Origin of the sequence: Mycobacterium vicinigordonae, from assembly GCF_013466425.1 — a bacterium.
In the GTDB taxonomy this organism is placed as follows: Bacteria; Actinomycetota; Actinomycetes; order Mycobacteriales; family Mycobacteriaceae; genus Mycobacterium; species Mycobacterium vicinigordonae.
Map to the genome: position 1 here is coordinate 6,188,743 of NZ_CP059165.1, position 20,937 is coordinate 6,209,679.

General features: G+C 65.6%; 19 protein-coding genes. 11 read left to right on the plus strand and 8 right to left on the minus strand.

Going from position 1 to position 20,937, the window contains the following annotated elements:
- Window positions 1–39: 39 nt before the first annotated feature.
- The 3 genes from H0P51_RS27865 to H0P51_RS27875 are packed head-to-tail and all read left to right on the plus strand — an operon-like array spanning window position 40 to window position 2,840.
- Window positions 40–1,290, plus strand: coding sequence for an acyl-CoA dehydrogenase family protein (locus H0P51_RS27865; RefSeq protein ID WP_180915980.1), 1,251 nt, complete (start codon window positions 40–42; stop codon window positions 1,288–1,290).
- Window positions 1,290–2,405 carry an acyl-CoA dehydrogenase family protein gene (locus H0P51_RS27870; protein ID WP_180915981.1) on the plus strand — a complete coding sequence of 372 codons (1,116 nt, stop codon included), beginning with the start codon at window positions 1,290–1,292 and terminating at the stop codon, window positions 2,403–2,405. The genes H0P51_RS27865 and H0P51_RS27870 overlap by 1 nt, the downstream gene beginning before the upstream one ends.
- A gap of 6 nt (window positions 2,406–2,411) precedes the next feature.
- A complete protein-coding gene (locus H0P51_RS27875; protein WP_180915982.1) occupies window positions 2,412–2,840 on the plus strand; it encodes a nuclear transport factor 2 family protein in 429 nt (142 codons plus the stop codon).
- A gap of 15 nt (window positions 2,841–2,855) precedes the next feature.
- On the opposite strand, the gene H0P51_RS27880 is transcribed toward H0P51_RS27875, so the two are convergent.
- Both H0P51_RS27880 and H0P51_RS27885 read right to left on the minus strand, forming a co-directional pair.
- Complete coding sequence (locus H0P51_RS27880) at window positions 2,856–3,860, minus strand: PHP domain-containing protein (protein ID WP_180915983.1); 1,005 nt, start codon at window positions 3,858–3,860, stop codon at window positions 2,856–2,858.
- Complete coding sequence (locus tag H0P51_RS27885) at window positions 3,860–4,285, minus strand: hypothetical protein (protein WP_180915984.1); 426 nt, start codon at window positions 4,283–4,285, stop codon at window positions 3,860–3,862. The genes H0P51_RS27880 and H0P51_RS27885 overlap by 1 nt, the downstream gene beginning before the upstream one ends.
- A 39-nt stretch (window positions 4,286–4,324) precedes the next feature.
- On the opposite strand from H0P51_RS27885, the gene H0P51_RS27890 reads away from it, so the two are divergent.
- Window positions 4,325–5,173 carry an LLM class F420-dependent oxidoreductase gene (locus H0P51_RS27890; protein ID WP_180915985.1) on the plus strand — a complete coding sequence of 283 codons (849 nt, stop codon included), beginning with the start codon at window positions 4,325–4,327 and terminating at the stop codon, window positions 5,171–5,173.
- A 144-nt stretch (window positions 5,174–5,317) separates the two neighbouring features.
- On the opposite strand, the gene H0P51_RS29060 is transcribed toward H0P51_RS27890, so the two are convergent.
- The 4 genes from H0P51_RS29060 to H0P51_RS27905 all read right to left on the minus strand — a co-directional run bounded on the left by H0P51_RS29060 (window position 5,318) and on the right by H0P51_RS27905 (window position 12,967).
- The gene (locus H0P51_RS29060) at window positions 5,318–5,452 is read right to left on the minus strand and encodes a hypothetical protein (RefSeq protein ID WP_281374070.1); all 135 of its coding nucleotides are present in this window, start codon (window positions 5,450–5,452) and stop codon (window positions 5,318–5,320) included.
- Window positions 5,453–5,632: 180 nt separating this feature from the next.
- On the minus strand, window positions 5,633–7,087 hold the full coding sequence (locus H0P51_RS27895; protein ID WP_180915986.1) for a glutamate synthase subunit beta: 1,455 nt from the start codon (window positions 7,085–7,087) through the stop codon (window positions 5,633–5,635).
- A complete protein-coding gene (gene gltB, locus H0P51_RS27900; RefSeq protein WP_180915987.1) occupies window positions 7,080–11,663 on the minus strand; it encodes a glutamate synthase large subunit in 4,584 nt (1,527 codons plus the stop codon). The genes H0P51_RS27895 and gltB overlap by 8 nt, the downstream gene beginning before the upstream one ends.
- 1,013 nt (window positions 11,664–12,676) lie before the next feature.
- A complete protein-coding gene (locus H0P51_RS27905) occupies window positions 12,677–12,967 on the minus strand; it encodes a hypothetical protein (protein ID WP_180915988.1) in 291 nt (96 codons plus the stop codon).
- Between H0P51_RS27905 and H0P51_RS27915 the strand changes: the two genes are divergently transcribed.
- Complete coding sequence (locus tag H0P51_RS27915; RefSeq protein ID WP_246398941.1) at window positions 12,886–14,010, plus strand: MinD/ParA family ATP-binding protein; 1,125 nt, start codon at window positions 12,886–12,888, stop codon at window positions 14,008–14,010. The genes H0P51_RS27905 and H0P51_RS27915 overlap by 82 nt on opposite strands.
- On the opposite strand, the gene sigI is transcribed toward H0P51_RS27915, so the two are convergent.
- Window positions 13,999–14,895, minus strand: coding sequence for an RNA polymerase sigma factor SigI (sigI, locus tag H0P51_RS27920; RefSeq protein WP_180915991.1), 897 nt, complete (start codon window positions 14,893–14,895; stop codon window positions 13,999–14,001). The genes H0P51_RS27915 and sigI overlap by 12 nt on opposite strands.
- A gap of 126 nt (window positions 14,896–15,021) precedes the next feature.
- Here sigI and H0P51_RS27925 point away from each other — a divergent pair, with 126 nt between their 5' ends.
- Window positions 15,022–15,876, plus strand: coding sequence for an NAD(P)H-binding protein (locus H0P51_RS27925; RefSeq protein ID WP_180915992.1), 855 nt, complete (start codon window positions 15,022–15,024; stop codon window positions 15,874–15,876).
- Window positions 15,869–16,324 carry a nitroreductase family deazaflavin-dependent oxidoreductase gene (locus tag H0P51_RS27930; RefSeq protein ID WP_180915993.1) on the plus strand — a complete coding sequence of 152 codons (456 nt, stop codon included), beginning with the start codon at window positions 15,869–15,871 and terminating at the stop codon, window positions 16,322–16,324. The genes H0P51_RS27925 and H0P51_RS27930 overlap by 8 nt, the downstream gene beginning before the upstream one ends.
- Window positions 16,325–16,444: 120 nt before the next feature.
- Here H0P51_RS27930 and H0P51_RS27935 read toward each other — a convergent pair whose 3' ends face one another.
- A complete protein-coding gene (locus H0P51_RS27935; protein ID WP_180915994.1) occupies window positions 16,445–16,735 on the minus strand; it encodes a WhiB family transcriptional regulator in 291 nt (96 codons plus the stop codon).
- A gap of 533 nt (window positions 16,736–17,268) precedes the next feature.
- Between H0P51_RS27935 and H0P51_RS27940 the strand changes: the two genes are divergently transcribed.
- The 4 genes from H0P51_RS27940 to H0P51_RS27955 all read left to right on the plus strand — a co-directional run bounded on the left by H0P51_RS27940 (window position 17,269) and on the right by H0P51_RS27955 (window position 20,909).
- Entirely contained in the window at window positions 17,269–18,189 is a 921-nt protein-coding gene (locus H0P51_RS27940) for an FHA domain-containing protein (RefSeq protein WP_343061804.1), read from the plus strand.
- A 237-nt stretch (window positions 18,190–18,426) separates the two neighbouring features.
- A complete protein-coding gene (locus H0P51_RS27945) occupies window positions 18,427–19,668 on the plus strand; it encodes an EspA/EspE family type VII secretion system effector (RefSeq protein WP_180915995.1) in 1,242 nt (413 codons plus the stop codon).
- A gap of 90 nt (window positions 19,669–19,758) precedes the next feature.
- Window positions 19,759–20,070, plus strand: coding sequence for an ESX-1 secretion-associated protein (locus H0P51_RS27950; protein WP_180915996.1), 312 nt, complete (start codon window positions 19,759–19,761; stop codon window positions 20,068–20,070).
- Between the two features lie 2 nt (window positions 20,071–20,072).
- On the plus strand, window positions 20,073–20,909 hold the full coding sequence (locus H0P51_RS27955) for an ESX secretion-associated protein EspG (protein ID WP_180915997.1): 837 nt from the start codon (window positions 20,073–20,075) through the stop codon (window positions 20,907–20,909).
- Window positions 20,910–20,937: the final 28 nt, after the last annotated feature.

Here is a 20,937-nt window from a genome sequence, read left to right on the forward strand (position 1 = left end):
TTTCACCGTGCACGTTTCAGAATTCCGGCGGTGTGCCGGGTGACCATCGCATCGGAGGGTGCTCAGGTTGAGCAGTTCCAAGAACAAGTCCGCAATTGGCTACATGACCAAGCACCCAGACACGGCTGGATCCGCAGGCCTGACTCGCGCAGGCAACGCGGCGGTGCGAACGACGCGGAAGACGCGGCCCTGGTCGCTAAGGCAAAGCAGTGCCAACGGCTGCTCTTCGACGCGGGTTTCGCCGGAATCTCGTGGCCGCAGGAGTACGGCGGCCGGGGGCTGAGCCTGCGCGAGGAGATCGCGTTCAACATCGAAGCCGCGTCCTACGATCTCCCGTTGGGCATTTACGTGATCGGTCTCGGGATGTGTGGGCCGACACTGTTGGCGCTGGGGACAGCAGAACAAAAACAGCGGCACATCACGCCGCTGCTGCGAGGCGAAGAACTCTGGTGTCAAATGTTCTCCGAGCCCGAGGCCGGCTCCGACATCGCGGGACTACGGATGCGGGCGGTGCGAGACGGTGACAGCTGGATCCTCAACGGTCAGAAGATATGGGCATCGGGAGCGCGGCGTTGCGATTTCGGGCTCGTGCTGGCCCGCACCGATCGAAATGTGGCCAAGCACAAGGGCATAACGATGTTCATCGTCGATATGCGCAACCCTGGCGTCACCACCCGCCCGATCAGCCAGATGGACGGCGGCGCACACTTCGACGAGGTGTTCTTCGCCGATGCGCGCATCCCGCACACCAGTGTCGTCGGCGAGGTGAACCAGGGCTGGACGGCTGCGACGGTCACGTTGGCCACCGAGCGGCTGACGTTGGGCGCTGTGCGGACACTCAATGACGCGCCGTCTAGCGAGACGCTCATCGATCGCGCCCGGCACCTTGGGCGGCAAAAGGATTCGGAGCTGCGGCGGCAACTGGTGGAGTTGTGGATCGCGGAGCGGATCGTCGGGTTGCTCTCCGAGCGGATCATTTCCGGGATCATGCGCGGAGCGCCTCCGGGGCCCGAGGGATCGGTCGCCAAGTTGGTGCGGACCGACTACTACCGGCTGTCGGCCCAGGTGGGTGCAGCAATCGCCGCTGCGGCGGCCACCGCTTGGAATCCCCAGACGGAGGCCGCCGATCTCTGGGCCCAGACGCTGCTGTTCGTGCCGTCGCTGTCCATCGGCGGCGGGACCGACGAGGTACTGCGAAACGTAATCGGGGAGCGCGTACTTGGGCTGCCCAAGGAGCCCCAGGTAGATCGGGATGTCCCATTTCGCGAACTTGCTGGAAAGGGGCTGTGATGAGTCTCGTGTTCACTGCCGAGCAGGAACAGCTTCGTGAAAACCTGCGGCGGTTCTGCTCGAAATACCTGACGCCCGTCGATGTACGGCGCACGATGAGCCAGACAGACGGGCTGGATTCAGCGTTATGGCAGCGCATGGCGGCCGAACTCGGCCTGCACGGACTGGCCGTGCCCGAGGAATATGGCGGCGCCGGATTCGGATTGATCGAGCTACTGGTCGTTTTCGAGGAGTTGGGCCGGGCAGTCGCGGCCACACCATTTCTAGGCAGCATCGGACTATCCGCCAATGCCCTACTGGCTTCTGGTGATTCGACCGCAATGGCTGCTCTGCTTCCGGGCATTGTCGACGGGTCGGTGATCGCTGCACTGGCAGTTACCGAAGACGACGGCGCATGGGATCGGCGCGCGTGCACGGTCCGTGCCGATTCGGTGGACGGCGTGCACTTGCTCACCGGGCACAAGAATTACGTGCTCGATGGCGCGGCGGCGAACCATTTCCTCGTGTCGGCCGGCAACGCAGCCGCGCCGAGTCTGTACGCGGTGCGCGCCGACGCGCCCGGTCTGCGATTGCACGTGCTGGACACTCTGGATCTCACCCGCAAGCAGGTCCGCCTCGAGTTCTCAGCCACCCCGGCCCGGCCGATCGGCGACGCTGGCGCAGCCGGTCCGGTACTCGATCGCACCTTGGATATCGGCCTGGTGATGATCGCGGCGGAACTGTTGGGCATTGCGCAATCGTGCCTGGAAATGACGGTCGAGTATGCGAAACAACGCTCCCAGTTCGGCCGCAGGATCGGCAGTTTCCAGGCGGTCAAACACCGGCTTGCGGACATGCTCGTTGCGGTGGAGTCAGCCCGGGTTGCCGTCTACCACGCCGGCTCTGCTGGCACTAACTCGCCCGATGAGCTTCCCGTCGCGGCCGCGATGGCAAAGGCGGTCGCCTCCCAGGCAGCCACCTTCTGCAGCACCCAGACGATTCAACTGCACGGTGGTATCGGGTTCACCTGGGAGCATGACGCGCATCTGTACTACCGACGAGCGCAATCGATGGCGTTGTTCTTTGGCAACCCGGCCCAGCAGCACTGCCGGCTCGCCGACCTACTCAAGGTCTGAGGGAAGATGGAACGAACAGCAATTGCGGTTGCCACCGAATTCTTCGAGCGGCTCAGCGACAACGATTTGCCAGGTGCGATGGGGTTGCTGTCGCAGGACTGCGCCGTCTGGATTGCCAGTACCTCGCCGGGGGGCGCCGGCGACTATGCCGGCACAAGCGTGCCGAAGGATTCGTTCGCGGCAATGATGGCCCGAAGTCAGCAGCTCGCCGCTCGGGGCATGCAGTTCACCATCCACCGGTCGTTGACGGACGACGACACCGCCGCCATCGAAGTCGAAAGCAGAGCCGAGCTCTCGGACGGACGCATCTACAGCAACCGGTACACCTTCTGGCTGATTGTCAAAGATTCGCGCATCACCGGCCTATCTGAGTACTTCGACACGAAGTACGCCCAAGACTTCTTCCTGGGACTACTGTCCGGCGATAAAGAGTGAAACATGTTGCCTGCCTTATGAACCGGCCCACTCCAGCAGTTTCTCGGCCGGCCACGTATTGACGATCCGGTCCACCTCGATTCCCGCGTCCAGCGCGCGCTGCGCACCATAGCCGAGGAAATCGAGCTGACCGGGCGCGTGCGCATCGGTGTCGATGCTGAACACGCAGCCGATGTCGCGGGCGAGTTCCAGCAGCCGCGTCGGCGGGTCCCGTCGCTCCGGACGGGAGTTGATCTCGACCGCGGTGCCGTGGTCACGGCAGGCGGTGAACACCTGCTCGGCGTCGAATTTCGATTCCGGCCGAATGCCGCGGCCCCCCGACACCAGCCGGCCAGTACAGTGCCCCAGCACGTCAGCCTGCCCGTCCGAGACCGCGCGCAGCATCCGGCGAGTCATCGCCGCGGCGTCCATCGAGAGCTTCGAATGCACGCTGGCCACCACGATGTCCAGGCGGTCGAGCAGTTCGGACTCCTGGTCCAGGCTGCCATCGTCGAGGATGTCCACCTCGATGCCGGTCAGGATCCGCATCGGCGCGAACCGATCCTGCAAGCCTTCGATCACTTCGAGCTGCTCACGCAGCCGCTGCGGCGATAGACCGTTAGCGATCGTCAACCGCGGCGAATGGTCGGTGAGCGCGCAGTACTCGTGCCCCAACGCTGCGGCGGTAGCCATCATCTCCTCGATCGGGGCCGACCCGTCCGACCAGTTCGAGTGCAGATGCAGATCCCCTCGCAGCGCCGCACGGATTGCGCCCCCACCGAGATCCTTCGCCGCCGAACGCAATTCGGTCAACTGATCAGGTTCCTGCCCCGCCCAGGCCTGCGCGATCACCTTCGCGGTCTTGGGTCCGATCCCTGGAATCGACTGCCAGCTGTTGGCCTGTCCATGCTTTTCCCGGGACGCCTCGTCGAGGCGTTCGACGATGTCGGCGGCGTTGCGGTAGGCCATCACCCGCCGGGAGTCCTGCCGGTCCCGGTCTTTGTAATAGGCGATCTGACGCAGCGCGTCGACGGGGTCCATCAGAGCAGCTGGCCCTTCACGAATCCGGCCAGCACCACCGCGAATCCACCCACCTCACACAGAATGAGCAACGCCATGAAGAACTCGGTGCCGCGCACCGGCGGATCGAATTGATTCTCGGTGTCGCGGCGTGCGCCGTGCACGATGTAACCGACGATCGCGCCGACGAAGAAGAACACCGCGGCGGCCGTCGCCGCCAGGTTCACCCACGCCGGCCAGGCGCTGAGCTCGACGAATACCGCGAACAGCGCCGTCGCGAACGCATACAGCAGTGCCGCCCGGTGGGCGATGTCAACGTAGATGTGCGCACGATGGTCGTCGGCGACCATGATCTGCCGGTACTTCCAGACCCCGAGTCCCAGAGCCAGCAGGAAGATCAGCCCGGCCGCCAGCAGAGTGAGTTTGGTGTCGATTCCGATTGCCATCGTTCCCTCGAGTCTAGTTGCGCGACTACGGTCGAAATCATGCGATTCGCCTTCAAGACTCCACCACAGAACACCACCTGGGCCGACATGCTGGCTGTTTGGCAGGCCGCCGACGACATCGACGTCTTCGAGTCCGGGTGGACCTTCGACCACTTCTATCCGATCTTCAGCGACTCCACCGGCCCGTGTCTGGAGGGCTGGACCACGCTGACCGCGCTGGCCCAAGCGACGAGAAGGCTGCGCCTGGGCACCCTGGTCACCGGCATCCATTACCGGCATCCGGCGGTGCTGGCCAATATGGCCGCCACGCTGGACATCATCTCTAACGGCAGACTCGAGCTGGGCATCGGCGCCGGCTGGAACGAGGAAGAATCCGGCGCCTACGGCATCGAACTGGGCAGCATCCGGGACCGCTTCGACCGGTTCGAGGAGGCCTGCCAGGTGTTGATCGGGCTACTCAGCCAAGAGACGACCACCCTCGACGGCAAGTTTTACCAACTCAAGGCCGCCCGCAACGAACCGAAGGGCCCGCAGCGACCGCACCCGCCGATCGCGATCGGCGGCAGCGGCGAAAAGCGCACGCTGCCGATTACCGCGCGGTATGCGCAGCACTGGAATTTCGTCGGCGGCACACCCGAGGAGTTTGCGCGCAAGCGCGACGTGCTGCATGCGAGCTGTGCGGACATCGGGCGCGACCCGAAAGAGATCACGTTGTCGTCCCACCTGGGCCTGGGACCGGATAGGAACTATTCGCAAGTAATGGAGACGGCGGCCGCGCTCGGGGCCGAGGGGTTGGACTTGGGCATCATCTATCTCGCGCCTCCGCACGACCCGGCTGTGCTGGAGCCGTTGGCCGAGGCGATTCGGGATTCCGGTCTTTCTGGTTGAAGCGGCGTGCGGTCCGTTGAGGTGGCTTGAGGCAGAATTGTCGCTTTCCAGAAGGCTCCAGCGGGCGTGGCCCGCGAGCGGTCAGCGACGTCCGGATCGGCGCTGAGCAAACTTGTGCTATGCAGCAGCCAGGTCTCCGAAGAATTAGACGGCGAACCGCATCAGGTCTTCGGCCGTGACCAGCCGCTCGTTCTTGGCGGGAAACTCACGACTCTTCACCGGGTGCCGAACCAATGACCAGGCGATTCGGCCCATGCGGGTGCGGGGTACTGGGTTCATGTGCACAGTGATCACTCCTAGCGATCGGTTCGCGATCGATGTCTAAACCGGGCCTCCAGGCGACTCTGCTGCACCTTTGATGTGACGAAGCCCACAGGCAGCAATTAGACACCCGTGCGCTGGCAAACTGCGGACGGCGCGCCGAAGCGATATCAAATGTTTCAGATGTGACTTGTGTGGTTACGTGAGCGGGGCCGCCGTCGGCTTGATCGGAGCCGGCAATGCGGTAGATCCCATCAGGAACCGGTCCACTCCCGCGGCCGCGGCACGACCCTCGGCGATGGCCCACACGATCAAGGACTGCCCGCGCCCCATGTCTCCGGCGACGAATACACCGGGGACTGAAGTGTCGAAGTCGTCGCCGCGGGCAACGTTGCCGCGCTCGGTGAGCTTGACCCCGAGGTCGGTGAGCAGCCCGGCCTTCTCCGGCCCGACGAAGCCCATCGCCAGCAACACCAAATCGGCCGCCAGCTCGAAGTCGGAGCCCTCGACCTTAACGAACTTGCCGTCCTGCATGGTCACCTCATGCGCCTTGAGCGCCGTGACGTGGCCGTCCTCACCGGTGAACTGTTCGGTGTTCACCGAGAAGACCCGCTCGCCGCCCTCTTCGTGTGCCGACGAAACCCGGTACATCAACGGATAAGTCGGCCACGGCGTCGAGTCGGCGCGGGTCTCCGGTGGACGGGGCATGATCTCGAACTGGTGGATGCTCGCCGCGCCCTGACGATGCGCGGTGCCCAGGCAATCGGCGCCGGTGTCGCCGCCGCCGATGATGATGACGTGCTTGCCCTCGGCCGTGATCGGCGGCGGTCCGTCTAAATCCCCCGCCGCGAACCGGTTGCCCCACGGCAGGTACTCCATCGCCTGGTGGATACCGTCCAGGTCACGGCCCGGGACCGGCAGATCGCGCCAGGCGGTGGCGCCGCCGGCCAGCACAACGGCATTGAAGTCGGACAGTAACTGCTCGGCGGTGAGGTCCACCCCGACGTTGACGCTCGTCCGGAATTCGGTGCCCTCGGCGGCCATCTGCTCGAGCCGTCGGTCCAGGACTCGCTTCTCCATCTTGAACTCAGGGATGCCGTAACGCAGCAAACCGCCGATGCGGTCCTCACGCTCGAACACAGTGACCTTGTGCCCGGCTCGCGTGAGTTGTTGTGCCGCAGCCAGACCGGCCGGGCCGGACCCCACCACGGCAACGGACTTGCCGGTCTCGCAGTGCGGCACCACTGGTTCAACCCAGCCCTCGTCGAAGGCCCGGTCGATGATCTCCAGCTCGATCTGCTTGATCGTCACGGGATCCTGGTTGATGCCCAGCACGCAAGCCGGCTCGCACGGCGCCGGACAGAGCCGGCCGGTGAAGTCCGGGAAGTTGTTCGTCGCGTGCAACCGCTCGATCGCGGCGCGGAACTGGCCGCGTCGCACCAGGTCATTCCACTCGGGGATCAGGTTGCCCAACGGACAGCCGTTGTGGCAGAACGGAATTCCACAATCCATGCAGCGGGTGGCCTGTTCCCGCAGCGTCTCGGTCTCGAATTCCTCGTAGACCTCATTCCAGTCCTTTAAGCGCAGCGGAACGGGCCGCCGCTTGGGCAGCTCGCGGTGCGTGTACTTCAGGAAGCCAGTCGGGTCAGCCATGAGCAGCCGCCATGATCGCCTTGTCGACATCGGTGCCGTTGCGTTCAGCCTCGGCTATCGCCTCGAGCACCTTGCGGTAGTCCCGGGGCATCACCTTCACGAAGTGCCGCTGCTGGCTACGCCAATCGGCCAGAATGCGTTGCCCGACGGCCGAATCGGTGGCGTCAACGTGTGCCTGGACAATGCCGTGCAAGAACTCCACATCCTCTTCGTCGAGCGCTTCGGGGTCCACCATCTCGGTGTTGAGGTTGTCAGGCAATTTTTCGTCCGGATCGTAGACGTAGGCGACACCACCGGACATACCCGCGGCGAAGTTGCGCCCGGTGCGCCCCAGAATCACCACCCGGCCGCCGGTCATGTATTCGCAACCGTGGTCGCCCACTCCCTCCACGACGGCGTGGGCGCCGGAGTTGCGGACCGCGAACCTCTCGCCAACCACGCCGCGCAGGTAAACCTCGCCGCTGGTGGCGCCGAACAGGATCACGTTGCCTCCGATGATGTTGTCCTCGGCGACATAGCCGTCCGGGGCGTTGTCGGACGGGCGCACCACGATCCGGCCCCCAGACAAGCCCTTACCTACATAGTCGTTGGCGTCACCGTAGATCCGCAACGTGATTCCCTTGGGCACAAAGGCACCAAAGCTGTTGCCGGCCGACCCCTCGAACGTGATGTCGATGGTGCCGTCGGGCAACCCTTGGCCACCATAGGCTTTGGTTACCTCGTGACCGAGCATGGTTCCCACCGTGCGGTTCACATTGCTGATATTCGTGGAGAAACGGACCGGCTTCTGGGAGTCCAGCGCTTCCCGGCTCATCACGATCAGCTGCTGGTCGAGCGCCTTGTCCAGCCCGTGGTCCTGCCGTGAGCTGCAGTACAGGTCTTGGTTCATGAAAGCCGACTCGGGCTCGTGCAGAACCGGATTCAGGTCCAGCCGGTGCGCCTTCCACAGTGCGCGGGCCAGCGTGGTATCCAGCGCGCCGGCCTGCCCCACCGCCTCGTTGATGGTGCGGAAACCCAACTGCGCCATGTACTCCCGGACCTCTTCGGCGATGAACATGAAGAAGTTCTCCACGAACTCGGGCTTGCCGGTGAAGCGCTCCCGCAGCAACGGGTTCTGGGTGGCAACCCCAACCGGGCAGGTGTCCAGGTGACACACCCGCATCATGATGCAGCCGGCCACCACCAATGGCGCGGTGGCAAAACCGAATTCCTCGGCCCCTAGCAGCGTCGCGATCATCACATCGCGGCCAGTCTTGAGCTGGCCGTCGACCTGAACCACAATGCGGTCGCGTAAACCGTTGAGCAGCAACGTCTGCTGCGTCTCTGCCAGACCCAGCTCCCACGGCGCGCCCGCATGCTTCATCGACGTCAGCGGCGTCGCGCCGGTGCCGCCGTCGTGGCCCGAGATCAACACCACGTCGGCGTGTGCCTTGGAAACCCCGGCCGCCACGGTGCCGACCCCGTTCTCCGACACCAGCTTCACGTGCACGCGCGCGGACGGGTTGGCGTTCTTGAGGTCGTGGATCAGCTGAGCGAGGTCCTCGATCGAGTAGATGTCGTGGTGCGGCGGCGGCGAAATCAGGCCGACGCCGGGTGTGGAGTGCCGCACCGACGCGACCCAAGGGTACACCTTGTGTCCCGGAAGCTGGCCACCCTCACCGGGTTTGGCGCCCTGGGCCATCTTGATCTGGATGTCGGTGCAGTTGGTCAGGTAGTGCGACGTGACGCCGAACCGGCCGGAGGCGACCTGCTTGATCGCGCTGCGCCGCCAGTCCCCGTTCGCGTCCGCGTCGAAGCGCTTGACGTCTTCGCCGCCCTCGCCGCTGTTGGATCGGGCGCCCAGGCGGTTCATTGCGATCGCGAGCGTCTCGTGCGCCTCGGCGGAGATGGAACCGTAACTCATCGCCCCGGTGGAGAAGCGTTTGACGATCTCGCTGGCCGGCTCGACCTCCTCGATCGGCACCGGAGGACGCACGCCCGCACGGAATTTCAGCAGGCCACGAAGCGACGCCATCCGCTCGGTCTGGTCGTCGACCAGCCGGGTGTATTCCTTGAATATCGAATACTGGCCGGTGCGGGTCGAATGCTGCAGCTTGAACACGGTCTGCGGGTTGAACAGGTGGTACTCGCCCTCGCGGCGCCACTGGTATTCCCCGCCGACCTCCAGTTCGCGGTGCGCCCGCTCGTCGGGCCGGTCCAGATAGGCCAGTGCGTGTCGGGTCGCGACGTCCGCAGCGATGTCGTCCAGCGTGATACCGCCTGTCGGACAGGCCAATCCGGTGAAGTACTCGTCGAGGACGTCCTCCGAGATTCCGACCGCCTGGAAAAGTTGCGCACCCGTGTAGGAAGCCAACGTCGAGATGCCCATCTTAGACATCACTTTGAGGACGCCCTTGCCGGCAGCCTTGACGTAGTTGTTGAGCGCCTTATCGCGTTCGATGCCGTCGATGAACCGTCTGTCGATCATGTCGTCGATCGACTCGAAAACCAGGTACGGGTTAACGGCAGCAGCGCCGCAGCCGACGAGCATCGCCATGTGGTGCACCTCGCGGGCGTCACCGGTTTCGACGACGAGGCCCGCGTGGGTGCGCGTCCGATCCCGCACCAGGTGGTGGTGCACACCGGCGACCGCCAACAGCGACGGTATCGGTGCCAGCGTCTCGTCGGAGTTGCGGTCGGACAGGATGATGACTCGGGCGCCGTCGGCGATGGCCGCCGAGGCCTGCGCGCGCACCTCGTCCAGCGCCGCTGCCAGCCCGGCGCCACCCTCGGCGACCGGGTACAGGCAGCGAATCACCTTGGACCGCATGCCATGCGGCCGCCCGTTGACCTCGTCATCGGGGTTGAGGTTGATCAGCTTGGCCAGCTCGAAGTTGCGCAGAATCGGCTGCGGCAGCGAAATCTGGTGGCAGGAGTTCTCGTCGGGGCTGAGCAGGTCACGCTCTCCACCGGTGGTGCCCTGCAAGCTGGTCACCACCTCCTCGCGGATGGCGTCCAGCGGCGGATTGGTCACCTGGGCGAACAGCTGCTGGAAGTAGTCGTAGAGCATCCGCGGACGCTTCGACAGCACCGCGATCGGGGTGTCGGTGCCCATTGACCCAATAGGTTCGGCGCCGGTACGCGCCATCGGGGCCACCAGCAGGCTGAGTTCCTCGTAGGTGTAGCCGAAGGTCTGTTGCCGCACGACCAGCCGGTGATGCGGCATCCGCACGTATTTGTTCGCCGGCAGCTTGTCGATCGGGACCAGCCCTTTGTCGAGCCACTCCTGGTAGGGGTACTCGGCGGCCAGTTCCGATTTGATCTCCTCGTCGGAGACGATCCGCCCTTGCGTGGTGTCCACCAGGAACATCCGGCCCGGCTGCAGCCGCAGTCGCTTGACCACCTTGGCCGGGTCGAGGTCCAGCACGCCGGCCTCGGACGCCATCACCACCAGACCGTCTTCGGTGACCCAGATTCGCGACGGGCGCAAACCGTTACGGTCGAGCACGGCGCCCACGATGGTGCCGTCGGTGAAGGTAATCGACGCCGGCCCGTCCCAGGGCTCCATCAACGACGCGTGGTACTGGTAGAAGGCACGCAGCGCCGGGTCCATCGACTCGTGGCGTTCCCAGGCCTCGGGAATCATCATCAGCACCGCGTGGGCCAGGCTGCGCCCGCCCAGGTGCAGCAACTCGACCACCTCGTCGAAGCGGGCGGTGTCCGAGGCGCCGGGAGTACAGATCGGGAACAACTTCTCCACGTCGGCCTGCGACCCGAAGACGTCGGTCTGGATCAACGCCTCACGAGCCCGCATCCAGTTCTCGTTGCCGGTGACGGTGTTGATCTCGCCGTTGTGCGCCACCCGCCGGAACGGGTGCGCCAGCGGCCAGGACGGGAACGTGTTGGTGGAGAACCGGGAGTGCACGATCCCCAGCGCGCTGGTGACACGGTTGTCCTGCAGGTCAAGATAGAACGCCTTGAGCTGCGGGGTGGTCAGCATGCCCTTGTAGACCACGGTCTGACCGGACAGGCTCGGGAAGTACACCGTCTCCCGACCCGGCCCGTCCTGCCCGGGGCCCTTGGTGCCCAGTTCGTGCTCGGCCCGCTTGCGGACGATGTAGGCGCGGCGCTCAAGTGTCATACCAGAGGCGCCCGCCATGAAGACCTGGCGGAAGGTGGGCATCGCGTCCCGGGAGAGGGCGCCCAGTGACGAGTCGTCGGTCGGCACATTGCGCCAGCCGAGCACCTGCAGGCCTTCGGATTCGGCGATCTTCTCCACTGCGGCGCACGCGGCCGCGGCGTCCTTGGACGACTGCGGCAGGAAGGCGATACCGGTGGCGTAGCTGCCAGCCGCGGGCAGGTCGAAGTCCACGACGGCGCGCAGGAACTCGTCCGGCACCTGAATCAAGATGCCCGCGCCGTCCCCACTGCGCGGCTCGGCGCCGGCGGCGCCGCGGTGCTCGAGGTTGAGCAGGGCGGTGATCGCCTTGTCCACAATGTCGCGGCTGCGCCGGCCGTGCATGTCCACGACCATGGCGACCCCGCACGAATCGTGTTCGTATACGGGGTTGTAAAGCCCGACGCGCTTGGGCGCCATACCCACCTAACCCTTCAACAGACTCACTGCACCGCCGCTTTGCGGATCGACTTTCCTGATCGAGTGGAGCCGCACCCGGAGGTTGCGGGCTGGGACCCCTCGGTCTCGTCGATAGGCTGACCGCCAAGCGGAGATGATCCGGTCAGGACTTCGTCCGTGCAGCTTTGAACGGTGACCCTGTACCTGGTTTCGACAAGTCTTCAAACGATATGACAAAAACCGCCTGACATGCCAACTTACTAATACTATCTTGCGAACTGGCGGCCCCGTAAATTCGCTGTTACCAGCGTTTGACGGCCTCGCGACACAGCGTCCAGGCGGGCGCAATTCCCTGCCGCAGGCCCGATGGCCGCATTCTGTCGCGGATTCCTCCCCCGAGCGGCGCGTGTTTGCTGCCACCTCCCCAAGCGCTTCGAGCGAGGCTACCGGCCGTGGTCACACCCGCACCATGGTGCTCAATAACGCGTGGCAGCCACGCACGCGCGCTCGTCGGTTTCCCTAGGACAGGGTAGGCGGGCCCCCCGCGACAGCGCCCCGGTGAGTTTGCACAGCGCGGGTAGGAACTCGGCCGCGGTGGATCGCGACTCACAGGGTGGGGATTGGCCGGTTCGGCTGGACCGACAGTTGCCCGATACTGGACATCAGCGTCGCCTACCGGCCGACCGACCGTGGGGTTCGTCACCCAAGAACCTTGCCCGGTCTGCCAATGGCCCGACGATCCGCCGCCGTTGCACCCGAGGAGCCCATGAACGAGCCCCAGGAATTCCTGCGTAATCGAGTGCGGCCCGATCATCCGGCGGCCCCACGCCCGCCGGAGCCACCGTCGGCGGGCCCCCGAGCCGCCCAATCCCCCGGCTTTTCGCCGCCGCCCGCTGCACCTGCCGGGGTTCGGCCCCCGCAGCCTGTCCCTCGCCCTACCCCGCCGCCATCGACTCCAACAGCGCCGCCACGCGGGGACGGGCCACCTCCGCCGCCACCACCAACCGAGGCAACTTCCGCCCCAACGGACGACACTAAAACACCTCCCCCGGCGCCGCGCACGGAGTCGCCGCCACACCCGGCGCCGCCGACTCACCAGCAAGCTCCGCCCGTCCCGCATTTCGTCCCGCCACCGGTGCCAGGGGTTCCGGCTCCAGCTGCGGCGCCAGTTCCGGAACCGGCTCCACTACCTCCCCCACCGGTTTCCGCTCCGGCTCCGCGCCCGACACCGGCTCCGCCTGTTCTGCCACCACACGGCAGTGCGCCGCCGCACCCAGCCCCGCACCACCCGCCGGCCCCGCCGCCCCAGCACCGCCCGCCGACACCTCAGCACCATCCGCCGGCCCCGCCCCAACACCATCCGCCGGCCCCGCCGCAGTCGGCTCCGGCTTCCGCGCCCCAATCGCCGGCCCCGCCGCCGAGTTTCTGGCAGGGCCCTGCTGCGGGTGCGGCGCGCAGCGCCTCCCAGCCGACCGACCGCGGCTGGCGGCGCATGGTAAGGGTGGCCACCTTCGGGCTCGTCACGCCCGGACCGTCCGCCGCGCAACGCGACACCGCTCAGTTCGAAGTGGCGATCCGCACTGCCCTGCACGGCAATCACAAAGTCGGCGTGCTCGGCAAAGGCGGCGTAGGGAAGACATCGGTGGCCGCGAGCGTCGGTTCGATTCTTGCCGAGCTGCGCCAGCAGGATCGCGTCGTCGCTATCGACGCCGACACCGCCTTCGGCCGGCTGAGCAGCCGGATCGATCCGCGCGCCACCGGATCGTTCTGGGAGGTCACCGCGGACAAGAACCTGCAGTCGTTCGCAGACATGACCGCACGGGTGGGCCGCAACGCCGTCGGCCTGTACGTGCTCGGAGGAGAGCCTGCCTCGGGCCCCCGCCGAGTGCTCGATCCAGCCGTCTACCGGGAGGCCGCTATGCGACTGGACCGCCATTTCGCGATCTCGGTCATCGACTGCGGATCCACGATGGACGCCGCCGTCACCCAGGAAGTGCTGCGCGATCTCGACGCGCTGATCGTGGTCTCCTCGCCGTGGGCAGACGGCGCCGCAGCGGCCGCCAAGACCGTCGAATGGCTGGCGGACCACGATCTGCGGCACCTGCTGCACCGCAGTGTCGTGGTGCTCAACGACTCCGACGGCCACGCCGACAAGCGCACTCGGTCGTTGCTGGCGCGCGAGTTCGTCGATCACGGCCAGCCGGTGGTGGAGGTGCCCTTTGACCCCCATCTGCGGCCCGGCGGCGTCATCGACGTGACCAACGAGATGGCACCGGCGACGCGCCGGAAGTTCCTGCAAGTCGCGGCCACCATCACCGGCTACTTCGCAGCACCACCCGAGGTCGCGCGAGAACGCTCAGACGCCTGACGGCGCCCGCGCCGACGGGTCGGCCGTCGCCTCGATCTTGGTGACGAGGCCGTCTCGAATTGTCAGCACGACCACAGCGAACAGCCGCCGCTCGGCAAACGCCAACAGCACCGGCTGGCCGGCCGGGCCGCTGACCAGCGTGGCGCCCGGACCGAGATAGCGCAGCAGGTTGGCGGCCACAGCCTGCGGTCCCCGGTTGACCTGGGGAGGCGGCGCCGGATCCGCGAGCACGGTCCCCACCCCCCAGACCGTCGGATCCAGCGCGGCGGCCAGGGCAGTGATGTCGCCGTTGGCACATGCGGTGATGAATTTCTCGGTCACCCGCTGGTGGTCGACGGCCGCGACCGCCGTCGGCGTCGGTTGGGCAGACGGTTGGGCAATGGTGAACTTGGCCCGGGCCCGTCGGGCCAGCTGCCGGCAGGTGCCCACCGGGCGGCCGACGGTTTCGGCGATCGAGTCGAACGGGACGCCAAATACATCGTGCAGCACGAAGGCCACCCGCTCGCTGGGACTCAGCCGGCGCAGGACCTCCAGCAGCGCCGTTCGAATCTCGTCGTCGAGGGTGACCCGATCGGCGGGGTCGGGCAGGCGCGAATCGGCGACGCGCCCGTCGCGGTGGACTTCGCGGTCAAGATCGTCGGGACGCTCGTATCGGGCCCGCGCCGAACGCACCTGGTCCAAGCACAACCGGCTCGCTACCACGGTCAGCCAGCCGCGCACATCGTCGATCTCGTTCAGGTCCGTCCGCGACAGCCGTAGAAACGCTTCTTGCGCAACATCTTCGGCGTCCCCGACGTCACCGATGATCTGGTATCCGAGATTAACGAGGTAGGGACGGTGCTGACGCCAGGCCTGCACGACCTGATCACCCGCGGCTGTGTTCATGAGTTAGCGACGATTCGGTGGCCGGAAAAGTTACGCACATCGACTGTAACTTTCCGGCCCGGACTCCCGTCCTTGGTACACGAGTACGTCCTAATCGTCGCAGCCGTTCTACCGGAGGAGTTCTATATGACCATCGTGATCACCGGGGCGACCGGAAACGTCGGCCGCCCCCTGGTAAACGAACTTGCCGCCGCGGGAGCCCCGGTGCGCGCGGTCACCCGCTCACCTGCCACCGCGCGCTTTCCCGCCGGTGTCGAAGTGGTGAGTTCGGTGTCCGAGGCGCTGCCCGACGCGTCGGCGGTGTTTCTCAATTCTCGCGCCCTCGGCGACAGTCTGGCCGCTGTCGTAGCAGCCTGCGTCCATGGCGGCGTCACCAAACTCGTTGCGCTGTCTGCAATCAACGCGGACGACGACTTCGCCCGCCAGCCGTCGCGGGTACGGGGCGACCGCAACAAGGAGGCCGAGCAACTTGCCGTGGATTCCGGTCTGGCCTGGGTAAGCCTGCGGCCCACGTTGTTTGCGTCGAATTTCGGCGGCATGTGGTCGGCGCAAATCCAGGCCGGCGACGTCGTTACAGGTCCCTTCCCGACAGCGAGCACCGCTCCGATCGAGGACAGCGACGTCTCTGCCGTCGCGGCTCGAGCTCTGCTCACCGACGATCTCATCGGCCACCGGATCCCGATGACGGGTCCGCAAGCGTTCAGCAACGCCGAGTTGGTGGATGTCATCGGCGGGGTGCTAAGACGTCGGCTGCGCTATCGCGAACTGCCACCGGAATCCGTTCGGCGACGATTTGTCAGCTTGGGCTTTCCCGCTGAGTTCGGCGATGCCTACCTGGCCATGCTCGCCGCGACCGTCGACAAACCCGCACTGGTCACCCACGACGTCGAGAAGATCCTTGGCCGTCCACCCCGTACGTTCGCGGACTGGGTGCGGCGCAACCGCAAGCTGTTCACCAGACAAGGCGACCTCAATGTCTGACGCTGACCCGCGCCCGCCCCGCTACCTAAAAGCAATGAACCTGGTGATGAAGGCGGTACAGAAGCTGGGAATCCCGACGGGGCCGGCGATGGTGCTGACGGTGCCCGGACGCAAGTCAGGTCGCCCGCGCAGCACGCCGATGACGCCGTTCGAATTTCGCGGCGGCCTGTACGTGGTGGCCGGTTACCCGGGTGCGGATTGGGCGGCCAACGCCCGGGCCGCGGGTACCGGAACTCTGACTCGCGGGCGCCGGTCCCGGCAAGTGCGAATCGTTGAACTGGCCGTCGACCAAGCGCGACCGGTCCTGCGAGCGTTCCCCAACCGGGTGCCGGTCGGGGTGTCTTTCGCCAAGCGGTCAGGGCTGGTCCGCGACGGAAGCCCCGACGAGTTCGAATCGTTGGCGGGTCGTCTTGCGGTTTTCAGATTCGACCCGGAGCCAGGTAACTGATCCAGCTCCGCCGACTGCGCCAGAATCCTCGAATCCTGGCGCCGTCAACAGTGCTTGCCGTCAAGGGCGCTTGCTGTCACCCCGCCGCGGACCCCTCGAAGCTGCGGCGCGGGCGGCGGGTCATGCCGACTGGGCGGTCACCCGCTCGCGAACCGCCAACCCGTTGCGCTCGGCCAGGGACCGCAATTGGTTCAAGGCGAAAGTACGGGCACGGCCGGAATCGGGGATCACCACACCGGCCCACAGGCCTTCGGCACCCGGCAACTCCACCGCTTCCTTGGCGCACAGCCAGCGACGCGGGCACGCACGACACAGCATCTTGGCTTCCGCGTCGGGAGTTGTCGTCCAGCGGTCAGGGTCTTGGGTGCACACGCCCAGCTGCGGGACCTCATAAAGAGTCGTAGCAGTCATGTTCTTGCGTTCCTCCAAAGCGTTGCGGGTTGTGCCCCTCCGGCTGAGAAGGCTATAGCACTAACCATCGCAGTGCAACAGTTCATTTCCACGACTTCGGGAGGGTGCTACGGCTTTGCAACGCGGCGCGGCGTTATCGCTTACCTACTTTGGGTTGGTCTGGATACCTTCTGTCGGTCTGCTGAGAATCGGCCGTCTATCCGCAGTTCAGCAGCTTGTGGCGTTCACAGCCGTGATTGAGGGGCGGCGCTGCGCTCAGTCGCTGAACCGTAGCGTTAGTCATGTTCAACCCCATGATGTACGGATCTCACTCAGCGGAGAAAGCGTAGCGAAGGTGTTCCCAACGGGCGGGCGCAACAGTTACGATGTTGGTCAGCTGGAGACGCGTCCTGCTGTCCGCACTGATTGCCGCCGATGAGGAAGTCCCCCGATGCCCAACGCACAATCGACCGCCGGACTGGCCGCGTTTCGGTGGCGTCAGGCCTGAGGCGGTGAGATCCGGCAACCGCTCCGTCGGGGACAACCCGAACGGTATGTTCGTCGGCGGAATGCACGACAGCGCCCTCACCATCAGCGACAACACAGACATCCGGTTCGCCGAATCCACTGGAGGCAAGGCGTTGACGTCCGAAGTCGTCAGGCCGTCGAATCCGCCTGGAGAACACCCGCGGGAGGGACGTGCCGCACAGCCGGCCGACCCCGCCAGTGAACCCATCAGCGAACTCGATCCCGGTCTGGTCCGGGCGGGTGCCGCCGCCGCCGCTCGCCGACGAGAACTCGACATCAGCCAGCGCAGCCTCGCGGCCGACGGCATCATCAACGCCGGTGCGCTGATCGCCTTCGAGAAGGGCCGCAGTTGGCCCCGCGAACGCACACGAGCCAAGCTCGAGGAAGTACTGCAATGGCCCGCGGGGACGATCGCCAAAATCCGCGACGGTGCGGCTTTAGGCATGCAGGCGGCTCCCCGACCAGCCCCGGTGCCGGTTGGCGACGCCGGCCCCGAGCCAACGCCGGCACCCGAGGGCCCCGCTTCACTGATCGCCCAGGCCGTGGCCGCCGCCGTCGACACCTGCAGTCTGGCGATCGCCGCGCTGCCCTCGCCGCAGGATCCCGAGTTCATCGAGCGAGCCGCGCCGATTCTGGCCGACTTGCGGCAACTCGAAGGTATCGCCGTTCAAGCCACCCGGATCACTCGTATCACTCCGGAATTGATCAAGGCTATGAGCGCCGTGCGCCGATATCACGACCAATTGATGACGCTCGGCGCAACGGCACCCGGCGCCACGCTGGCGCAACGGCTGTACGCGGCGCGCCGGCGCTCCAACCTTTCCACTTCCGAGACGGCACAAGCGGCCGGAGTCGCGGAGGAGATGATCGTTCGGGCTGAGGCCGAGGAAGCTTTGCCGGCCGAGATTGCCGCGGCGATCGAAGCGCTTATCCGTCAGATCAATTGAAAGGCTTTCCGGCCCCTGTCGCGGGGTGAAGCGCCAGTGCCGCCGGCAACATCTCGTGCCTTTAGCACTGTTTCAGGGGTCGGCCCGACGGTGCCGTTCTGCACGCGAAAAGCCCCGCATAGCCCGAAAATTCGTGCATCTAGCTCACCTATACCGCTGTTAAGCTCGACGTACGGTGCGAAGGTGCATAACGAAAGTGACCGTGCACTCCAACAGCCAACGTGAGGAAGCTTTCAAATGTCGGGTAGCGCGATATGCAAGACCACCAGTAACTTCATTTACACCCAACTGTTTTTACTGGGCGACGGCATTCCCGACCCGGGCGACATTTTCAACGCCGGTTCGTCGCTGTTCAAAGGTGTCGCCGACAAAATCGGCTTGGCCATTCCGGGCACCAACTGGATTGGTGATGCCGCCAACGCCTATTTGAACCAGAACACCGCCCAACAACTTCGCGCCAAGCTGATGGGTGAAATCGATGACTTGACCGGCAATCTGATCTCCAATCAGGCCGAGCACGTCGAAAGCACCCGCAAAGTGCTGCGCGCCATGAAGAGCATGGTCGACGGCGTGTACAAGGCGTGCAAGTGGTGCGAAGACAACCTCTGGATCGTCGGTGACGCCATCTCGGTGTCGATGGCGATCCCGGCGTGTGGGCTCGCAATGACCGTGGTCGGCGGCGCGCTGCTCTACCTGACCATCATGACCGCCATGAACGCGTTCAACATGATTGGACTCGGCGGCCGACTGCTCGACATCCTGAAGAACCTGCCCAACCTGGCCGGACTAATCCCCGGCATCATCGAGGACATCATCGACACCATCTGGCCTCCGAAGCTCCCCGACATCCCAATTCCGGGTCTGCCAAACATCCCGGGCCTGCCCGAATTCACCTGGCCGCCACAGGTCGGTCTCCCGGACTTCAACCTGCCGATCCCGGGCCTGCCCGAATTCCAGTGGCCGGCCATCCCCGGCCTGCCCGACTTCGGTGGCATGCTGCCCGACCTGGGCGGCGTCATCCCCGGGTTCCCCAGCCTGCCCGGACTGCCCAACATCCCGGACATGTTCCCCGGCCTGCCCGGGCTCGGCGATCTGTTCCCCGGCGTCGGCAACCTGGGCAAGCTCCCCACCTGGACCGAATTGGCCGCGCTACCGGACTTTTTGGGCGGTTTCGCCGGCCTTCCGGTGTTGAGTTTCGGCAATCTGCTCAGCTTCGCGCAGCTGCCGGGCGTCGGGCAGGTCACGTCCACGATGGGCCAGCTGCAGCAACTCATGGCGGCCGGTGGCGGCCCCGGCCAACTGGGCAACATGGCCAGCCAACAGGCGCAGATGATTTCCTCACAGGCGCAGCAGGGCGGCCAGCAGGACGACTCGGACGACGAGCGAACCGGCGCGGCCGCCGGAATCACCGGGGGCGAGCGCGCGCCGGTCGATACGGCAGCCGGTGGCCAACAAAGTCCGCAGGGAACCGTGCTCTAACTCCTAGCAAATCGGCCTGTAACCAGCCAAACCCATAGCAAGCCAAAGCCATAGCGAGTAAAACGTTAAACGTAGAGGAGGGTCTTCCCCATGTCAGGAGTTCTCGGCGTCGTTCCTTCGTTCCTGAAGGTTCTGTCCGGCATGCAGACCGACATCGCGGGCCAATTCCAGACCGCCACCAATTCGGTAACCGGGATCAGCGGCCGGGTCTCGATGACCCACGGTTCGTTCACGTCGAAGTTCAACAATGCGCTGCGCGACATGGAGACCAACCGCGCCAACACCGGCAAGGGCGTGCAGGGCGTCAGCAACGGGTTGGCCACCAGCCTGCTCTCGGCCGCAGGCGCTTACCTGAAGGCCGACGAAGGCCTCGCCGGCGTCATCGACAAGATCTTAGGCTAATCATGTCCGGTCCGCTCGCTTCCGGTCGCGCGGGCCTTTACGACGACGTGGTCGGGGTCGAGGTGACCATCGACGGCATGCTGGTGATCGCCGACCGACTGCAGCTTGTCGATTTCCCCGTCGCACTCGGGATCCGGCCCAACATCCCGCAAGAGGACCTGCGTGACGTCGTCTGGGAACAGGTCCAACGCGATCTCACCGGGCAGGGCGTGCTGGACCACCACGGCATGCCGCATCCCGGTGTCGCCACGATGGTCGACACGATCAGCCGGGCCGATCGCACCCTGGAGTGTCGATGGTGGCGCCGCGACAAGGGCGTGATGGTGCGATTCGTGGTGTGCCGCAAAGGCGAAACGCATGTTGTCGCTGCACGCGATGACGACATGCTGGTGCTGCAGCTCGTCGCTCCCCAGGTCGGTCTGGCGGGCATGCTCACCACGGTGCTGGGCCCGGCCGATCCGGCCAACGTCGAACCGTTGACGGGTCTGGCTAGCGAATTGGCCGAGTGCACAACAGCCGCGCAGCTGACACGGCACGGCGTCACCCCTGCCCAGGCCCGCATCTACAGCGAGATCGTCAGCAACCCGGCCAGTTGGGTGGAGATCGTGGCCAGTCAACGCCATTCCGGCGGCACTAACACCACCACATCAGCGGCCGCCGGTGTGCTCGACTCCAAGCACGGCCGGCTGGTGTCGTTGCCGCGCCGCGTCGGTGGCGAGCTGTACGGAAGTTTTCTGCCCGGCACGCAACAGAATCTGCAGCGGGCCCTGGACAGCCTGCTGGAACTGTTGCCCGCCGGCTCTTGGTTTGACCACGCGGAAGCCTCCGCACGAGGCTGAAACTCCTTCTCCCGCCACGAGTTCAGAA

Coding starts and splice junctions, on each gene's coding strand:
- H0P51_RS27870 (WP_180915981.1), top strand. CDS start 1,290: ATGAGTCTCGTGTTCACTGCCGAGCAGGAACAGCTTCGTGAAAACCTG.
- H0P51_RS27875 (WP_180915982.1), top strand. CDS start 2,412: ATGGAACGAACAGCAATTGCGGTTGCCACCGAATTCTTCGAGCGGCTC.
- H0P51_RS27880 (WP_180915983.1), bottom strand. CDS start 3,860: ATGGACCCCGTCGACGCGCTGCGTCAGATCGCCTATTACAAAGACCGG.
- H0P51_RS27885 (WP_180915984.1), bottom strand. CDS start 4,285: ATGGCAATCGGAATCGACACCAAACTCACTCTGCTGGCGGCCGGGCTG.
- H0P51_RS27890 (WP_180915985.1), top strand. CDS start 4,325: ATGCGATTCGCCTTCAAGACTCCACCACAGAACACCACCTGGGCCGAC.
- H0P51_RS29060 (WP_281374070.1), bottom strand. CDS start 5,452: ATGAACCCAGTACCCCGCACCCGCATGGGCCGAATCGCCTGGTCATTG.
- H0P51_RS27895 (WP_180915986.1), bottom strand. CDS start 7,087: ATGGCTGACCCGACTGGCTTCCTGAAGTACACGCACCGCGAGCTGCCC.
- gltB (WP_180915987.1), bottom strand. CDS start 11,663: ATGGCGCCCAAGCGCGTCGGGCTTTACAACCCCGTATACGAACACGAT.
- sigI (WP_180915991.1), bottom strand. CDS start 14,895: ATGAACACAGCCGCGGGTGATCAGGTCGTGCAGGCCTGGCGTCAGCAC.
- H0P51_RS27925 (WP_180915992.1), top strand. CDS start 15,022: ATGACCATCGTGATCACCGGGGCGACCGGAAACGTCGGCCGCCCCCTG.
- H0P51_RS27930 (WP_180915993.1), top strand. CDS start 15,869: ATGTCTGACGCTGACCCGCGCCCGCCCCGCTACCTAAAAGCAATGAAC.
- H0P51_RS27935 (WP_180915994.1), bottom strand. CDS start 16,735: ATGACTGCTACGACTCTTTATGAGGTCCCGCAGCTGGGCGTGTGCACC.
- H0P51_RS27940 (WP_343061804.1), top strand. CDS start 17,269: ATGTTCGTCGGCGGAATGCACGACAGCGCCCTCACCATCAGCGACAAC.
- H0P51_RS27945 (WP_180915995.1), top strand. CDS start 18,427: ATGTCGGGTAGCGCGATATGCAAGACCACCAGTAACTTCATTTACACC.
- H0P51_RS27950 (WP_180915996.1), top strand. CDS start 19,759: ATGTCAGGAGTTCTCGGCGTCGTTCCTTCGTTCCTGAAGGTTCTGTCC.
- H0P51_RS27955 (WP_180915997.1), top strand. CDS start 20,073: ATGTCCGGTCCGCTCGCTTCCGGTCGCGCGGGCCTTTACGACGACGTG.